The sequence below is a fragment of the Halomonas pelophila genome, assembly GCF_040196315.1.
GTDB classification, from domain to species: domain Bacteria; phylum Pseudomonadota; class Gammaproteobacteria; order Pseudomonadales; family Halomonadaceae; genus Halomonas; species Halomonas pelophila.
Genome location: NZ_JBEGCI010000003.1, coordinates 35,739 through 49,303, shown reverse-complemented (window position 1 = coordinate 49,303; position 13,565 = coordinate 35,739). Strand labels below are relative to the sequence as shown.

The window sequence follows — 13,565 nt, the reverse complement described above, 5'->3', positions numbered from 1 at the left end:
CGGCCGCGCAGCAAGCACTTGCAAGAACGAATATACGCTCGGCGCCGAGCGCCGCCAATCCCCTTATCGAGGCCGATTCAAGGCTTTTTTCCTTATGATAACGACACGTTATCGAAAGAAGCCCGGTTACCCCCGCTGCAGCAATACCACGTCGCTGGCGGGAAAATGCAGCTCAAGATCGTGGCGCCGTGCGAACCAGGTAAAGGTCGCCTCGCTGAAGAAGCAGACGTGGGTGGGATCGAGGATGTAGTGCCAGCCGGCGAAGGCCTCGGGACTCGTGACGCGCTTGGTCATCAGCCCCAGCCAGCCGCCGGGTTCGAGCCGCTCGACCAGCCGCTCGAGCTCCTCGCCGGGGGAAAAGAGATGCTCCACCACCTCGGTGGCGGTGATGAAGTCGTAGCGACCCTCGAGCACCGAGGCATCCGGCGCGTAGAAGGGATCATAGATGGCCATCGGATGGCCGGCCTCCTCGAACATCACCGAGAGGGTCGGTCCCGGTCCCGCGCCGAAGTCGAGCCCCCGCGCGCCCGGGGCGAGCCTCTCGCGCAGCGGGTCGTACATCCGCGTGAGAAAGCGCCGATAGCCCGGGTCGTCGGGGGAGTTCTCGTGCTGGTCGTAGACCGCTCGTTCCGCCGCGGCATCGAGGCGCTGCGCCGGCGGCACGAAGACCAGCGCACAGCGCCCGCAGCGCTGGTAGTCACGCCGTGCATCGCGGTGAAAGGGCGCGGTATCGACCGACGCGCATAGCGGACAGATCAGCATCATCGTATTCTCTTGCCAGGCCATCATTCCGAGGAGACATGCATGCTGTCAGGTCTGGACCACCTGGTCATCACCGTGACCGACATTTCCCGCGCCGTGGACTTCTACTCCCGCGTCCTCGGGCTCGAGGTCCGCTACCGCGACCGTGAACGCGTCGACCTGATGCTGGGCGACATGGCCCTGCGCCTGCACTGGACCGCCACCGACATCACGCCCCGGGCCGCCACGCCGACGCCCGGCAGCCTGGATCTCTGCGTGCGCAGCCTGCTGCCGCTGGACGAGGTGCAGCGCCATCTGGAGGCGCTGGACGTGGAGGTGGAGCTCGGCCCGGTACCGCGCCAGGGCGCCGTCGGCGAGCTCGCCTCGCTCTACCTGCGCGACCCCGATGGCAACCTCATCGAGATCAGCCGCCCCGTGAAGCCCCAGCCTGCCGAGGGGCACTGACACCCCGCTGACAGGGTCGGCCTGGTGGCATTGTTGACCTCGAGCGGTATCATTGGCGCCAGCCAAGCGACCATCAGGGACGAGCCATGAACGACAACCTGCATCGAGATGACGACCGGGCCGTCGCCGAACAGGACGGCGCCCCCGACACGACCATTCCCATCGTGGTCTACGTGCTGCACCTGGCGGGCATGGTCACCGGCGGGCTGACCTCGCTGGTGGGCGTGGTGATCGCCTACGTCTACCGCGGCAACGGGCCCGGGTGGCTCGACGAGCACTACCGCTATCAGATCCGTACCTTCTGGCTGGCCCTGCTCTACTTCGGCATCTCCGGCCTGCTCACCCTGGTACTGATCGGCTTCCTGACCTGGCTGGCCGCCGTCGTGTGGCTGGTGATCCGCTGCGTGAAGGGGCTCAAGGCGCTGAACGAGCGGCGCGCGCCGGACAACGTCGACACCTGGTGGGTGTGAGCCATGAGTGACGGTGACTCTCGCCTGCCGGCCGGCCAGGCACGCGCCATCGCCACCCTGTGGCGCGGCCTCGCGAATCGCCGCCTGACGACCCTATGGCGGCTGGCCCGGGGGATCGGCCCGCTGGTCGGGTGTTTCAGCTCCCGCGAGCGCCGGGTCACCCGCGTCAATCTGGCCGAGGCCTACCCCTCCCGCAGCGACGCCGAGCGCCGGCGACTGGCCCGACAGAGCCTGACCCACTCCACCGCCACCATGCTGGAGCTCGGCTTCGCCTGGATGGGCGACCCCGAGCGGGTCGAGGCGTCGATCGTCGAGGTCCACGGCCGGGAGCTGCTCGACGGCGCCCGGGCCGAGGGCCGCGGCGTCATCGTGCTGGCCCCCCACTTCGGCAACTGGGAGGTGCTGAACTTCTGGCTCTCCGGCCACTTTCCCTTCACCGCCATGTACGAACCCCCCAAGCTCGCCCCGCTGGACCCGATCATCCGCCAGGGCCGGGAACGGCGTGGCGCCAGCCTGGTGCCGACCAACCCTCGGGGCGTGGCCGCCCTGCTCAAGGCGCTCAAGCGCTGCGAGGCCGTGGGCATCCTGCCCGACCAGGAGCCCAGCTGGGGCAGCGGCGTCTTCGCGCCCTTCTTCGGCCGACCCGCCTACACCGCCACTCTGCTGCCCAAGCTGGTCGCCCGCACCGAGGCGCGGGTGGTCACCGGTGTGGCCCTGCGCCTGCCCGGCCGGGGCTATGCCCTGCACTTCCTGGCCGCCGACGAGCGGGTCTACGATCCCGACGAGGTCGTCTCGGCCACCGGGGTCAACGCCTGCGTGGAGTCGACCATCGCCCTGGATCCAGCCCAGTACCAGTGGGAGTACAAGCGCTATCGCAAGACCCCCGAGGAGGCCGAGGGCAGGCCCGACTGGAAGCGCTTCCGGCTCTACTGATTCCGGCCGTTGCCATTCGACGCGAAGGTGATCCCATGCATCAAGCACGCCAGCGCCTTCCATGATTCGCTCCACGCCGCTCAGGACACTGGCCTGGCTCGCCCTCTTCCTGGCGGCGCTCTATCTTCTCTATTTCGTCACCGCCAACACCCTGCTCAACAGCGACTGGGGGCGCCGCCAGCTCGACCGCACGGCGAACATCACGCTGAGCTGGGAGCAGGCCTGGACGGCCTTTCCCGGCCACCTGCGGGTGACGCAGCTCCAGCTTGCCGGCACGGCCGCCGAGCACCATGTCGAGTTGGAGGCGGAGACCGCCACGCTGGAGGTCTCCCTGGCCCCGCTGCTCGGGCGCGAGTTCCGTCTTCGCCGCCTCGATGCCGAGGGCATCCGCCACGTCATCCTGGATGGGTACCGCCTGCGGGGGAGCGGCAGCCTGCATCTGGCGGGCCTTCACTGGAACGCCGGCATGCTGGCCGCGAGGGAGGTACGGCTGACCCTGAAAGACGGCGCCGTGCTGCAAGACGACACACCACTGGTGGAAGGCGTCACCCTGGAGGCCGACCTGACCCTCGCCCCGCTGACGTTGGCCGAAGCCACCGGCGCCGAGGCGGGACGCGCCGTCTCGGGCACCGTCGCCCTGGCCGGGCGCAGCGATGCCTACACCGTCTTCAACCCCTACCTCGCCTCGCTGGGCTGGCTGGAGATCGGTGGCCGCGGCGACCTGCGCGGCGAGGTCATGATCGAGGATGGCGAGATACGGCCAGGCAGCCGCCTGCGCCTCGACTCCCCGCAGCTCAGCGTGCGTCTCGACGAGAGCCATTGGCTGGAGAAGGGGGCGCGCTACCGCATCGAGGGCGCCGGGTCGGTGGTGGCCGAGATGCAGGAGCGCACCCACCTCGCTGTCGACCTCGAGGGCATCGAGATGGTCGATGTCGACGCTCCCCACTCGCCTTTGCCCCTGCTGCGCGGCGACGGCTTCCGGCTCGACCTCACCGCGCCCGCCCTGCGCCTTCAGGTGCCATCCGACCAGGGTCTCGAGGCGCGTCATGTCCGGGCCCGGCTGCGCTGGCACGACACCGAGGTGGGCGACATTGCCGCCCTCGACCGCTACCTCCCGGCCGGGGTGCCATTGACCCTGGAAGGCGGCGTGGCACGACTGCAGGGCGAGCTTAACTACGACGGCGAGCACCTGAGCGGAGGGTTCGACCTGTCCGGCGAGGCCCTGGCCCTGCGCCTCGGCGAGCAGGCGGTGAGGGGACGACTCGGCCTGCACCTGCCGATTGCCGAGCTCGACGTCGAGCGCGGCAGGGTGGATATCTCCGGCACGCGACTCGACCTCGACGCCGCCGCCCCGGGCGAGGCGCAGCCGCTGACCACCGAGCTGCGACTGCCCACGGCCCGGTTCCAGTCACCGCTGGCCTGGCGAGCGCTGGATGACGCCCCCCTGCTCGGCGGCGCCACCCCCTGGTCGGCGGAGGTGGAACTGCATGGTCGGGTGGCCCGTCTCGGCATGCTCACCCCCTTCCTCGCCGAGCGATTCGGCGGCGGACTGGCCCTGGAAGGCGGCGGCCGGCTCGCCGGGACCCTGCGCATCCGTGATGGGCAGCCGCTGGAGGGCAGCCAGCTGGAGGTGCGCTCCGAGGCGCTCGGGGCGCGCTTCCTCGGTGTCCAGGCGCGCGGCGAGGGTCGGGCGCACCTCGCCCTGCGCCCCGATGATCCCCAGCCACAGGCCGACGTCACGCTCGTCTTCAATGAGGTGGACCTCACCCGCCTCGCCGATGGCCGTCGGCTCTTCCAGGCCGAGCGGCTCTCCCTCACCGGCACGGCGAGTGCAGGACCGGACCTCCCGGGCTCCCGCTCCCTGACGGTGGAGTGGGACGGCGCACGCCTTCCCGATGTAGCGGTGCTCAACGCCTACCTGCCGGAGGCCGCGCCGCTGAGGCTGGCGGCCGGATGGGCCGACAGCCGCGGGCGCATCGTGCTGGAAGGCAACCGAGGCCGAGGCCGCATCACCCTGGCAGGCGAGGCGATCAGCGGCCGCCTGCTGGAGCATGAGTTCCAGGGCGAACTGGACGTGACCCTGGAGCTTCGCGAGATCCTCCCCGACCGCCAGCGGATCGACCTGTCTGGCAGCCGGCTGGAACTGACCGCCTCGTCGCGAAGCGGGGAACCGCTTCATACCCTGCTGGTGCTGCCCAGGGCGAGCCTCGAGGGCGGCTTCGACTGGCCCGGCCGGGAGGCGCCACGCCGCCCTCTGGCCGGCACCCTGCGGTTGGATGGCCAGCTCGACCGGCTCGGCTTCCTCAATGCCTTCCTGCCTGACGAGCATGGCCTGGCCGTCCAGGGGGGCGGACGCCTGTCCCTCGACCTCGGCCTGGAAAGCGGCGAGGTGATGCTCGAGAGCCAGCTTCGCGTTAACTCCGACCGACTTGCCGTGCGCTTCCTGCACTACGAGGCCTTCGGCGACGGCTCGCTGGTGCTGGAGGCCAGCGACCCCGGCGCGCAGCTGCACCTCTCCCTGCCCCGCTTCGGCCTGCGCCGCCAGGAGGGAGGCGACGCGCTGATCGACGGCCGCCTGCTGGAGATCCAGAGCCGGGCGCGGAGCTTCGACCCGAGCGAGGGCCTGGAGGCACTCAGCACGCGCATCGACATGCCCGATGTGGCGGTACCGGACCTCGCCGCCTTCAATGACTACCTGCCCAAGGATGCCGGCATCGCCTTCCTGTCGGGCCAGGCGACGATGGCCACCCAGCTGCGACTCGAGGGCCTGTCGGCCGAGGGCAGCCTCTCGCTCACCGCCTCCGACGCCCGCCTCGCCTTCGATGAGCAGGTCCTGGAGGGCACCCTGGCGCTGGAGGCTCGCCTCTCCGAGGGCGACCTGGAGACGCTGCGCTTCGACGTCGCAGGCTCCACGCTGAGCCTGAGCGACATGCGCCTGGAGAACGCCGCCGGCGCCCTGACCCGCGGCTGGTGGGCGCGCCTCGAGGTCCCCGAGGGAGAGATGCGCTGGGTGGCACCGCTGGCGCTCGACGCCCGGCTCGACCTGGCCATGCGCGACAGCGGCCTGCTGGTCAACCTGTTCGTCGACTCGGCCCGGGAGAGAGGCTGGCTGCGCGACCGGCTGACCCTTGGCGAGGTGCGCGGCGAGGTGCGCGTGATGTTCGACGACGACACCCTGCGCCTGGAGGACCTCGCCGTGCGGGGTGGCAGTCGCCTGGAGCTGCTGGCCAACATCGCCCTGCGCGACGCCCAGCTGGCGGGCCGCGCCCTCGCCCGCTACGGGCCCTTTCGGCTGGGCATCGAGCTGGACGGCGAACGCCGTCGATGGCAGCTGCGCAACGTCCGCGACTGGTATGCCAGCGGCCGGCCCGCCAGCGAGCTGACCCTTCCCGAGCGCACGGAGTGGTTCGAGCTGCTGGACGCCGAGCCGGAATGACGCGCCGCGGCGCTACCCGGCAAGATGCCGGTGCAGTGATTCACGGCACCACGCCGTCCGGCCCTGTCGCCGGAGAACCGGTGCCGAAAGCCCCGGTAGTGGACGACACCGGAATCCCCGCAGAGGGTGGCAAGACGACGACAGGATGCTAGAGTAAGCGCTTCGCTTGACGGGGTGCCGGTAGAGCCGGCTGAGATGGCGCGGGGTGTGAAGACACCGAGCGCTGGTCCCGTGGAACCTGATCCGGCTAGTACCGGCGTAGGAATCAAGCGGTGACCCCTGCCTCGCGGCACCTTCTCCGGTCACCCTCTCCCGCCCCGCTTCCGGATCGCCCCCTGACCGGAGACACGATGGGCTACCGATTCGACGACCTTACCGCGGCCTGCCAGGACGACTGGGGCGCCTATATCGAGCACGACTTCGTGCGCCGGCTCGGCGATGCCACTCTCGAGGAAGGCGCCTTTCGCCACTACCTCCAGCAGGACTACCTGTTCCTGATCCACTTCGCCCGGGCCTACGCCCTGGCCGCCTACAAGAGCCGCGACCTCAGCGAGCTGCGCCACGCCTTCGAGGGCCTCAAGACCATCCTCGACGTGGAGCTGGGGCTGCACGTGGACTACTGCCGCGGCTGGGGCATCTCCGAGCAGGACCTGGCGCGCCTGCCGGAGGCCCGCGCTACGCTTGCCTACACGCGCTACGTGCTGGACACCGGCCATCGCGGCGACCTGCTCGACCTGCACGTGGCCCTCGCCCCCTGCCTGGTCGGCTACGGCGAGATCGCCCAGTGGCTCAATGGCCGCGCCACCACGGTGCGCGGCGAGGCGAACCCCTATGACGCCTGGATCGCCATGTACGAGAGCGAGGCCTTCCAGCAGGCCATGGCGGACGAGCGCGCCTGGCTCGACGCCCGGCTGGCGGAGGTGACGCCGGCGCGCTTCGCCGAGCTCACCGCGGTGTTCCGCGACGCCACCCGGCTCGAGATCGACTTCTGGCAGATGGGGCTAGATCAGCGCCTCTGAGCTGGCCCTACCTGACGTCCCGGGCTGGTTCTGGTCAGGCCGCCCACCCACGGGATAGAAGGGGAATCGCGAGATTGCCCGACCACCAACGCTTGACGGGGCGCCGTTGATGACGGCTGAGACCATGCGCTTGCCAGCATGGATCCCGTTGAACCTGAACTGGCTAGGACCAGCGTAGGGATCAAGCGACAGGCCGCGTGCCCCCTGACGCCCGGCCCCTGTCCTTCCCGCCTGTGTCCTCCCTGAACAAGACCCCGACAATCCAAGGGAGAACACCAATGAGCAAGACCGCCCATTTCCTCGCCGAGAGCGCCCGCGTCGACGAGGCCGCCATCCAGCCGCTACCCGGCTCGCGCAAGATCTACGTCGAGGGCTCGCGCCCCGACATTCGGGTCCCGTTCCGCGAGATCAGTCTCTCGCCGACCAGGACCTCCGGGGAGGACGAGGCCAACCCGCCGTTGCTGGTCTATGACACCTCCGGCCCCTACACCGACCCCGAGGCCGAGATCGACCTGCGCCAGGGCCTTCCCGAGCTGCGCCGCGCCTGGATCGAGGAGCGCGGCGACACCGAGCGCCTCGACGGCCCGACCTCCGAGTACGGCCGGCGCCGGGCCAACGACCCGATGCTCGCCAACCTGCGCTTCGACCTGACCCGCACGCCCCGTCGCGCCAAGGAAGGGAAGAACGTCACCCAGCTCCACTACGCCCGCCAGGGCATCATCACCCCGGAGATGGAGTTCATCGCCATTCGCGAGAACCAGCGCCGCCAGGCGCTCGGCAGCGAGGAGGTCGAGCGCATCCTCGGCCACCAGCACGCCGGCCAGGGCTTCGGCGCCCGCCTTCCCGAGGAGATCACCCCGGAGTTCGTACGCGACGAGGTGGCCGCCGGCCGGGCGATCATCCCCTGCAACATCAATCACCCGGAGTCCGAGCCGATGATCATCGGCCGCAACTTCCTGGTGAAGATCAACGGCAACCTCGGCAACTCGGCGGTCACCTCCTCCATCGAGGACGAGGTCGACAAGATGACCTGGGGCATCCGCTGGGGCTCGGATACCATCATGGACCTCTCCACCGGGCAGAACATCCACGAGACCCGCGAGTGGATCATCCGTAACGCCCCGGTGCCGATCGGTACCGTGCCGATCTACCAGGCACTGGAGAAGGTCAACGGTGTGGCCGAGGACCTCACCTGGGAGGTGTTCCGCGACACCCTGATCGAGCAGGCCGAGCAGGGCGTGGACTACTTCACCATCCACGCCGGGGTGCTCTTGCGCTACGTGCCGCTGACCGCCAAGCGGGTCACCGGCATCGTCTCCCGGGGCGGGTCGATCATGGCCAAGTGGTGCCTCTTCCATCACCGGGAGAGCTTCCTCTACACCCACTTCGAGGAGATCTGCGAGATCTGCAAGCGCTACGACGTGGCCTTCTCGCTGGGCGACGGCCTGCGCCCGGGCTCGGTGGCCGACGCCAACGACGAGGCGCAGTTCGCCGAGCTCGAGACCCTGGGCGAGCTGACCCGCATCGCCTGGCAGCACGACGTCCAGGTGATGATCGAGGGGCCGGGCCACGTGCCCATGCACCTGATCAAGGAGAACATGGACAAGCAGCTCGAGGAGTGCGACGAGGCGCCCTTCTACACTTTGGGGCCGCTGACCACCGACATCGCTCCGGGCTATGACCACATCACCTCCGGCATCGGCGCGGCGATGATCGGCTGGTACGGCTGCGCCATGCTCTGCTATGTGACGCCCAAGGAGCACCTGGGCCTGCCCAACAAGGATGACGTCAAGACCGGCATCATCACCTACAAGATCGCCGCCCACGCCGCCGATCTGGCCAAGGGGCACCCGGCCGCCCAGCGCCGCGACAATGCGCTCTCCAAGGCGCGCTTCGAGTTCCGCTGGGAGGACCAGTTCAACCTGGGCCTCGACCCGGACACCGCCCGGGAATACCACGACGAGACCCTGCCCAAGGACTCCGCCAAGGTGGCGCACTTCTGCTCCATGTGCGGGCCCAAGTTCTGCTCGATGAAGATCAGCCAGGAGGTCCGCGACTACGCCAAGGAGAAGGGACTCGACGGCGACCAGGCGGCGGTGATGAAGGGCATGGAGGAGCAGGCCGAGAAGTTCCGCCAGGAGGGCGCCGAGCTCTACAAGGAGGTCTGAGGCGACGCCGCGGCCGTCGCTGTCCCTGACGGCCGCGGGCTCCCTTCACTTAATCAAACGCCCCCGCCGGTTGTCCGGCGGGGGCGTTTTTTCATGGCGCGGCGAACGCGCGCCGGGCGTTTAGAAGCGGTACGTCATCCCCACGCTCGCGGCATCGAAGGTGTAGTTCGATTCGTCCAGGTAGCGGACGTAGTCGGCGCCGAGGGCGAGGTTCGGTGCCACGTCGAACGCGGCGCCGCCGCCCCAGGAGAAGCCGGTCTCCTCGTCGAGGTCGAAGTCCACCTCGGTAAAGCCGGCCAGGCCGTAGAGGCGGAAGTCCGGGGTGATGGGCAGGATACCCTTGGCATAGGCGCCGGCCAGGTAGTCCAGCTCGACGGGGCCGTCGGAGCCGCCGCCGCCGAGGTGACCCTCCAGGGCGAAGTAGTCGTTGAAGGCCACGCCGCCGCGCAGGCGCAGGCCGGTGCTGTCGGCTTTGGGGCCGCGGTCCGGATCCAGCTCCCAGAACAGGACGTCGCCGCCGAGGTAGGGGCTCGGGTCGTAGTTCATCGGGCTGCCCTGAGCCAAGGCGCTAGTGCCGGCCAACAGCAGGGCGGCGGATACGGCAGAGATCGTGAAGGTCTTCATGGCAGCTCTCCAGTTAGAAAACACTGTTTTCATACACGCCTTCATTCTGGTACACCTTCGACCAAGGTGCAATGCTCGGGACGGCGAGCAGCAGGAAAGCACAAGGCGCCCGGGTCGCCATCCCTCGATCCATGTCACGGTTTCTCGCCTCGTAACGTGTTAATTTCGCGAGAATCAGGCGCCGTGCCCGTCCGCTCATAGGCGATCGCACGCCCCGCGCCCCTCGACACAGAAGGATGTGCCATGAACGACCCGGTACTGGTCATCAACTGCGGCTCTTCGTCGATCAAGTATGCCCTGGTGCCCGCCTCGCCCGGCGAGCCCCGCCTCTCCGGCCTGGCCGAGCGCCTGGGCAGCGAAGACGCGCGCCTCAAGGGCGTGGACAGCGAAGGACGCGCCTTCTCGCGGCCGCTGCACGGGGCCGGCCATGCCGAGGCCATGGCGGCGATCCTCGAGGGCCTCGAGGGGCAACATCCCGTGGCGGTGGGCCATCGCGTCGTCCACGGCGGCGAGCGCTTCACCCGCGCCGCCCGTCTCGATGCCGCCGTGAAGCGCGCCATCGAGGCCACCGTGGCCATGGCGCCGCTGCACAACCCGGCCAACCTCGAGGGGCTCAAAGCCACCCAGGCGCTGTTCCCCGACCTGCCCCAGGTGGCTGTCTTCGATACCGCCTTCCATCAGACCCTGCCCCCGCGGGCCTACCGCTACGCCCTGCCGGACACGCTCTACCGCCGTCATGGCATTCGACGCTACGGCTTCCATGGCAGCAGCCATGCCTACGTGAGCGCGCGGGTCGCTGCCCTGAGCGAGCGCCGCCACGGCGGCTGGCTCATCGCCCACCTGGGCAACGGCTGCTCCACCTGTGCGGTGTGGCAGGGGGCGAGCGTCGACACCAGCATGGGCCTGACGCCGCTGGAGGGCATGGTGATGGGCACCCGCAGCGGCGACGTGGACCCCGGCCTGCACACTCACCTGGCCCACCAGCTGGGCTGGTCGCTCGAGCGCATCGACACCCTGCTCAACAAGGAGAGCGGGCTGCTGGGCCTCTCCGGGCTCTCCAACGACATGCGCCGCCTGCACCAGGCCGCCGCCGAGCACCACGCGGGCGCCGAGCTTGCCATCGAGGTATTCTGCTATCGCCTGGCCAAGTCGCTGGCGGGACTCACCTGCGCCCTGCCGCGCCTTGATGGCATCGTCTTCACCGGCGGCATCGGCGAGAACGACAGCGAGGTGCGCGCCCGGGTGGTCGAGCAGCTGCGCCACTTCGGCCTGCGCCTGGACGCCGTGGCCAATGCCGATACCCTGGGCGGTCGAGAGGGCCGCATCGATCTCGCCGAGGACGACCGCACGCCCCAGCTGTGGGTCATCCCCACCGACGAGGAGGGGCGCATCGCCGAGGAAACCCGCCAGCTGCTCCAGGAAGAGTCCACCCTCCATGACACAAACTGACCGCCCGAATGACCGGCCTAGTGAACGCCGTTCCGATCCCCGCAACCTGCTGCTGGTGCCCACCGACAGCGGCGTCGGCCTGACCTCCGCCTGCCTGGGCCTGCTCCGCGCCCTGGACACCCTCGGGCTCAAGGCCGGCTTCATGAAGCCGTTCCGCCAGGATGAGATCAACGGCCAGGGGCCCGATCGCTCCTGCGCCCTGGCTGCCAGCACCCTGGGCCTCGACCCGCCCGCGCCGCTGCCCCAGGCGCGGCTCGAGCGCCTGCTGCGCGAGGAGCGCGCCGACGAGCTGATGGAAGAAGCCGTGGAGCGACATGCTCGGGTCGCCCTGCCGGAGGCGGGCGACGCCCCGGAGCTCGTGGTGATCGAGGGGCTCGCCCCCAGCCCGCACAGCAGCTATGCGAGCCGGCTCAACGAGGCGCTGGCCCACGCGCTCAATGCGCGGGTCATCCTGGTGGCCGACGGCGACCTGAGCGACCCGCGCGACCTGGCCGAGCGCCTGGACCTGCACGCCCAGCCCTTCGAGGGCGTCGACTCCCCGCGCACCCTCGGCTGCATCCTGATGCGCCTGCGCCCGCTGCCCGACGACGACGAGGCCACCGCGCCGCTGGCGGCGCCCGCACTCACCACCGGGCTCGACGACCCGCAGCTCGCCAGCCTGCGCCGCCACCTGCCGGCGCTGGACGACGACCGTTTCCACCTGATCGGCGCGGTCCCCTGGCACGCCAGCCTCTCCGCCCCCCGGGTGCTGGACGTCGCCCGGGCCCTGGAGGCGCGTATCCTGCATCAGGGCGAGGCCGACCGTCGCCGCGTGCTGGGCACCAGCCTGTGCGCCCGCAGCGCCTCCCATGCCCTGCACGTGTTCCGCGCCGGGCGGCTGCTGGTCACCCCGGGGGATCGCGACGACATCCTGCTCGCCGCGTCGCTGGCGGCCATGAACGGGGTGCCGCTAGCGGGCCTGCTGCTGACTCACGGCGAACTGCCGGACGAGGCGATGATCGAGTTCTGCCGCCCGGCGCTGGCGAGCGGCCTGCCGGTGCTGGCCGTGGACTCCGACAGCTTCGCGACGGCCCAGCAGCTCGATCGCATGGCCAACGACATCCCCATCGACGACCCCGAGCGCGCCGAGCAGGTGACCCGCTTCGTGGCCGATCACCTCGACCTTCGCTGGCTCAAGGAGAACCTCAGCCTCGGCTACCCGAGCCGGCTCTCCCCCGCGGCCTTCCGCCATCGGCTGGTCCGGCTGGCCCAGCAGGCGAGCCGGCGCATCGTGCTGCCCGAGGGCAGCGAGCCGCGCACCGTGGAGGCCGCGGTGATCTGCCAGCGGCGCGGCATCGCCCGCTGCGTGCTGCTGGCCCGGCGCGAGGAGGTCGAGGCGGTGGCCCGGAGCCGCGGCCTCGAGCTGCCCGAGGAGCTCGAGATCCTCGACCCGGCCTCGCTGCGACTCTCCTACGTCAAGCCGATGGTCAGGCGCCGCCCCGGCAAGCTCAACGCCCTGACCGCCGCGGACCAGCTCCAGGACAGCGTGGTGCTCGGCACCATGATGCTCGCCGAAGGCAAGGTGGACGGCTTGGTCTCGGGGGCGATCCACACCACCGCCAACACCGTGCGCCCCGCCTTCCAGCTGATCAAGACGGCCCCCGGCTATCGCCAGGTGTCGTCGATCTTCTTCATGCTGCTGCCCGAGCAGGTGGTGGTCTACGGCGACTGCGCAGTGATCCCCGACCCGGACGCCGAGACCCTGGCCGAGATCGCCATCCAGAGCGCCCGCTCCGCCGAGGCCTTCGGCATCGAGCCGCGGGTGGCGATGATCAGCTACTCCACCGGGGCCTCCGGCAGCGGGGCCGACGTCGAGAAGGTGCGTGAGGCCACGCGCATCGCCCGGGAGCGCGAGCCGTCGCTCTGCATCGACGGGCCGCTGCAGTACGACGCCGCGGCCATCGAGAGCGTGGGCCGCCAGAAGGCGCCCGACTCGCCGGTGGCGGGGCGGGCCACGGTCTTCGTGTTCCCCGACCTCAACACCGGCAACACCACCTACAAGGCCGTGCAGAGAAGCGCCGGGGTGGTCAGCGTCGGCCCCATGCTGCAGGGGCTCAATAAGCCGGTGAACGACCTCTCTCGAGGAGCGCTGGTCGACGATATCGTCTATACCATCGCCCTGACCGCCATCCAGGCCGCCGGGGAATCCTGACGCCGCAGCGCTCTTGTCCGCCGCCCTGACCGTTGATTCACCCCCCTCAATGCTGCGGGCGCCCCGCTC

General features: G+C 69.9%; 10 protein-coding genes and 2 riboswitches. Of the genes, 8 read left to right on the top strand and 2 right to left on the bottom strand.

From position 1 onward, the window contains the following. Positions 1-126: 126 nt before the first annotated feature. Positions 127-765: a class I SAM-dependent methyltransferase gene (locus ABE957_RS03670; RefSeq protein WP_349757334.1), complete on the bottom strand. Its 639-nt coding sequence runs from the start codon at positions 763-765 to the stop codon at positions 127-129. Between the two features lie 39 nt (positions 766-804). On the opposite strand from ABE957_RS03670, the gene ABE957_RS03665 reads away from it, so the two are divergent. The 6 genes from ABE957_RS03665 (at position 805) to thiC (ending at position 9,232) form a co-directional block, all read left to right on the top strand. After that, entirely contained in the window at positions 805-1,206 is a 402-nt protein-coding gene (locus tag ABE957_RS03665) for a VOC family protein (RefSeq protein WP_349757333.1), read from the top strand. Between the two features lie 86 nt (positions 1,207-1,292). After that, entirely contained in the window at positions 1,293-1,676 is a 384-nt protein-coding gene (locus tag ABE957_RS03660) for a DUF4870 family protein (protein ID WP_349757332.1), read from the top strand. Between the two features lie 3 nt (positions 1,677-1,679). Further along, a complete protein-coding gene (locus tag ABE957_RS03655) occupies positions 1,680-2,609 on the top strand; it encodes a lysophospholipid acyltransferase family protein (protein ID WP_349757331.1) in 930 nt (309 codons plus the stop codon). Between the two features lie 61 nt (positions 2,610-2,670). After that, entirely contained in the window at positions 2,671-6,045 is a 3,375-nt protein-coding gene (locus ABE957_RS03650) for a hypothetical protein (RefSeq protein ID WP_349757330.1), read from the top strand. Between the two features lie 160 nt (positions 6,046-6,205). Continuing rightward, positions 6,206-6,327, top strand: a riboswitch (TPP riboswitch). A gap of 68 nt (positions 6,328-6,395) precedes the next feature. Next, positions 6,396-7,064: a thiaminase II gene (gene tenA, locus ABE957_RS03645; RefSeq protein ID WP_349757329.1), complete on the top strand. Its 669-nt coding sequence runs from the start codon at positions 6,396-6,398 to the stop codon at positions 7,062-7,064. A gap of 86 nt (positions 7,065-7,150) precedes the next feature. Then, a riboswitch (TPP riboswitch) is annotated at positions 7,151-7,262 on the top strand. 80 nt (positions 7,263-7,342) lie between these two features. Next, complete coding sequence (gene thiC, locus ABE957_RS03640; RefSeq protein ID WP_349757328.1) at positions 7,343-9,232, top strand: phosphomethylpyrimidine synthase ThiC; 1,890 nt, start codon at positions 7,343-7,345, stop codon at positions 9,230-9,232. Positions 9,233-9,352: 120 nt separating this feature from the next. On the opposite strand, the gene ABE957_RS03635 is transcribed toward thiC, so the two are convergent. After that, positions 9,353-9,856 carry a porin family protein gene (locus ABE957_RS03635; protein ID WP_349757327.1) on the bottom strand — a complete coding sequence of 168 codons (504 nt, stop codon included), beginning with the start codon at positions 9,854-9,856 and terminating at the stop codon, positions 9,353-9,355. A 243-nt stretch (positions 9,857-10,099) separates the two neighbouring features. Between ABE957_RS03635 and ABE957_RS03630 the strand changes: the two genes are divergently transcribed. Beyond that, positions 10,100-11,305, top strand: coding sequence for an acetate/propionate family kinase (locus ABE957_RS03630; protein WP_349757326.1), 1,206 nt, complete (start codon positions 10,100-10,102; stop codon positions 11,303-11,305). Next, on the top strand, positions 11,292-13,496 hold the full coding sequence (gene pta, locus ABE957_RS03625) for a phosphate acetyltransferase (protein ID WP_349757325.1): 2,205 nt from the start codon (positions 11,292-11,294) through the stop codon (positions 13,494-13,496). The genes ABE957_RS03630 and pta overlap by 14 nt, the downstream gene beginning before the upstream one ends. The last annotated feature ends 69 nt before the right edge of the window (positions 13,497-13,565 follow it).

What these genes read in the sequence shown, in the direction of transcription:
- tenA (WP_349757329.1), top strand. Translation starts at nt 6,396, where the DNA reads ATGGGCTACCGATTCGACGACCTTACCGCGGCCTGCCAGGACGACTGG.
- ABE957_RS03650 (WP_349757330.1), top strand. Translation starts at nt 2,671, where the DNA reads ATGATTCGCTCCACGCCGCTCAGGACACTGGCCTGGCTCGCCCTCTTC.
- ABE957_RS03660 (WP_349757332.1), top strand. Translation starts at nt 1,293, where the DNA reads ATGAACGACAACCTGCATCGAGATGACGACCGGGCCGTCGCCGAACAG.
- thiC (WP_349757328.1), top strand. Translation starts at nt 7,343, where the DNA reads ATGAGCAAGACCGCCCATTTCCTCGCCGAGAGCGCCCGCGTCGACGAG.
- pta (WP_349757325.1), top strand. Translation starts at nt 11,292, where the DNA reads ATGACACAAACTGACCGCCCGAATGACCGGCCTAGTGAACGCCGTTCC.
- ABE957_RS03665 (WP_349757333.1), top strand. Translation starts at nt 805, where the DNA reads ATGCTGTCAGGTCTGGACCACCTGGTCATCACCGTGACCGACATTTCC.
- ABE957_RS03630 (WP_349757326.1), top strand. Translation starts at nt 10,100, where the DNA reads ATGAACGACCCGGTACTGGTCATCAACTGCGGCTCTTCGTCGATCAAG.
- ABE957_RS03670 (WP_349757334.1), bottom strand. Translation starts at nt 765, where the DNA reads ATGATGCTGATCTGTCCGCTATGCGCGTCGGTCGATACCGCGCCCTTT.
- ABE957_RS03655 (WP_349757331.1), top strand. Translation starts at nt 1,680, where the DNA reads ATGAGTGACGGTGACTCTCGCCTGCCGGCCGGCCAGGCACGCGCCATC.
- ABE957_RS03635 (WP_349757327.1), bottom strand. Translation starts at nt 9,856, where the DNA reads ATGAAGACCTTCACGATCTCTGCCGTATCCGCCGCCCTGCTGTTGGCC.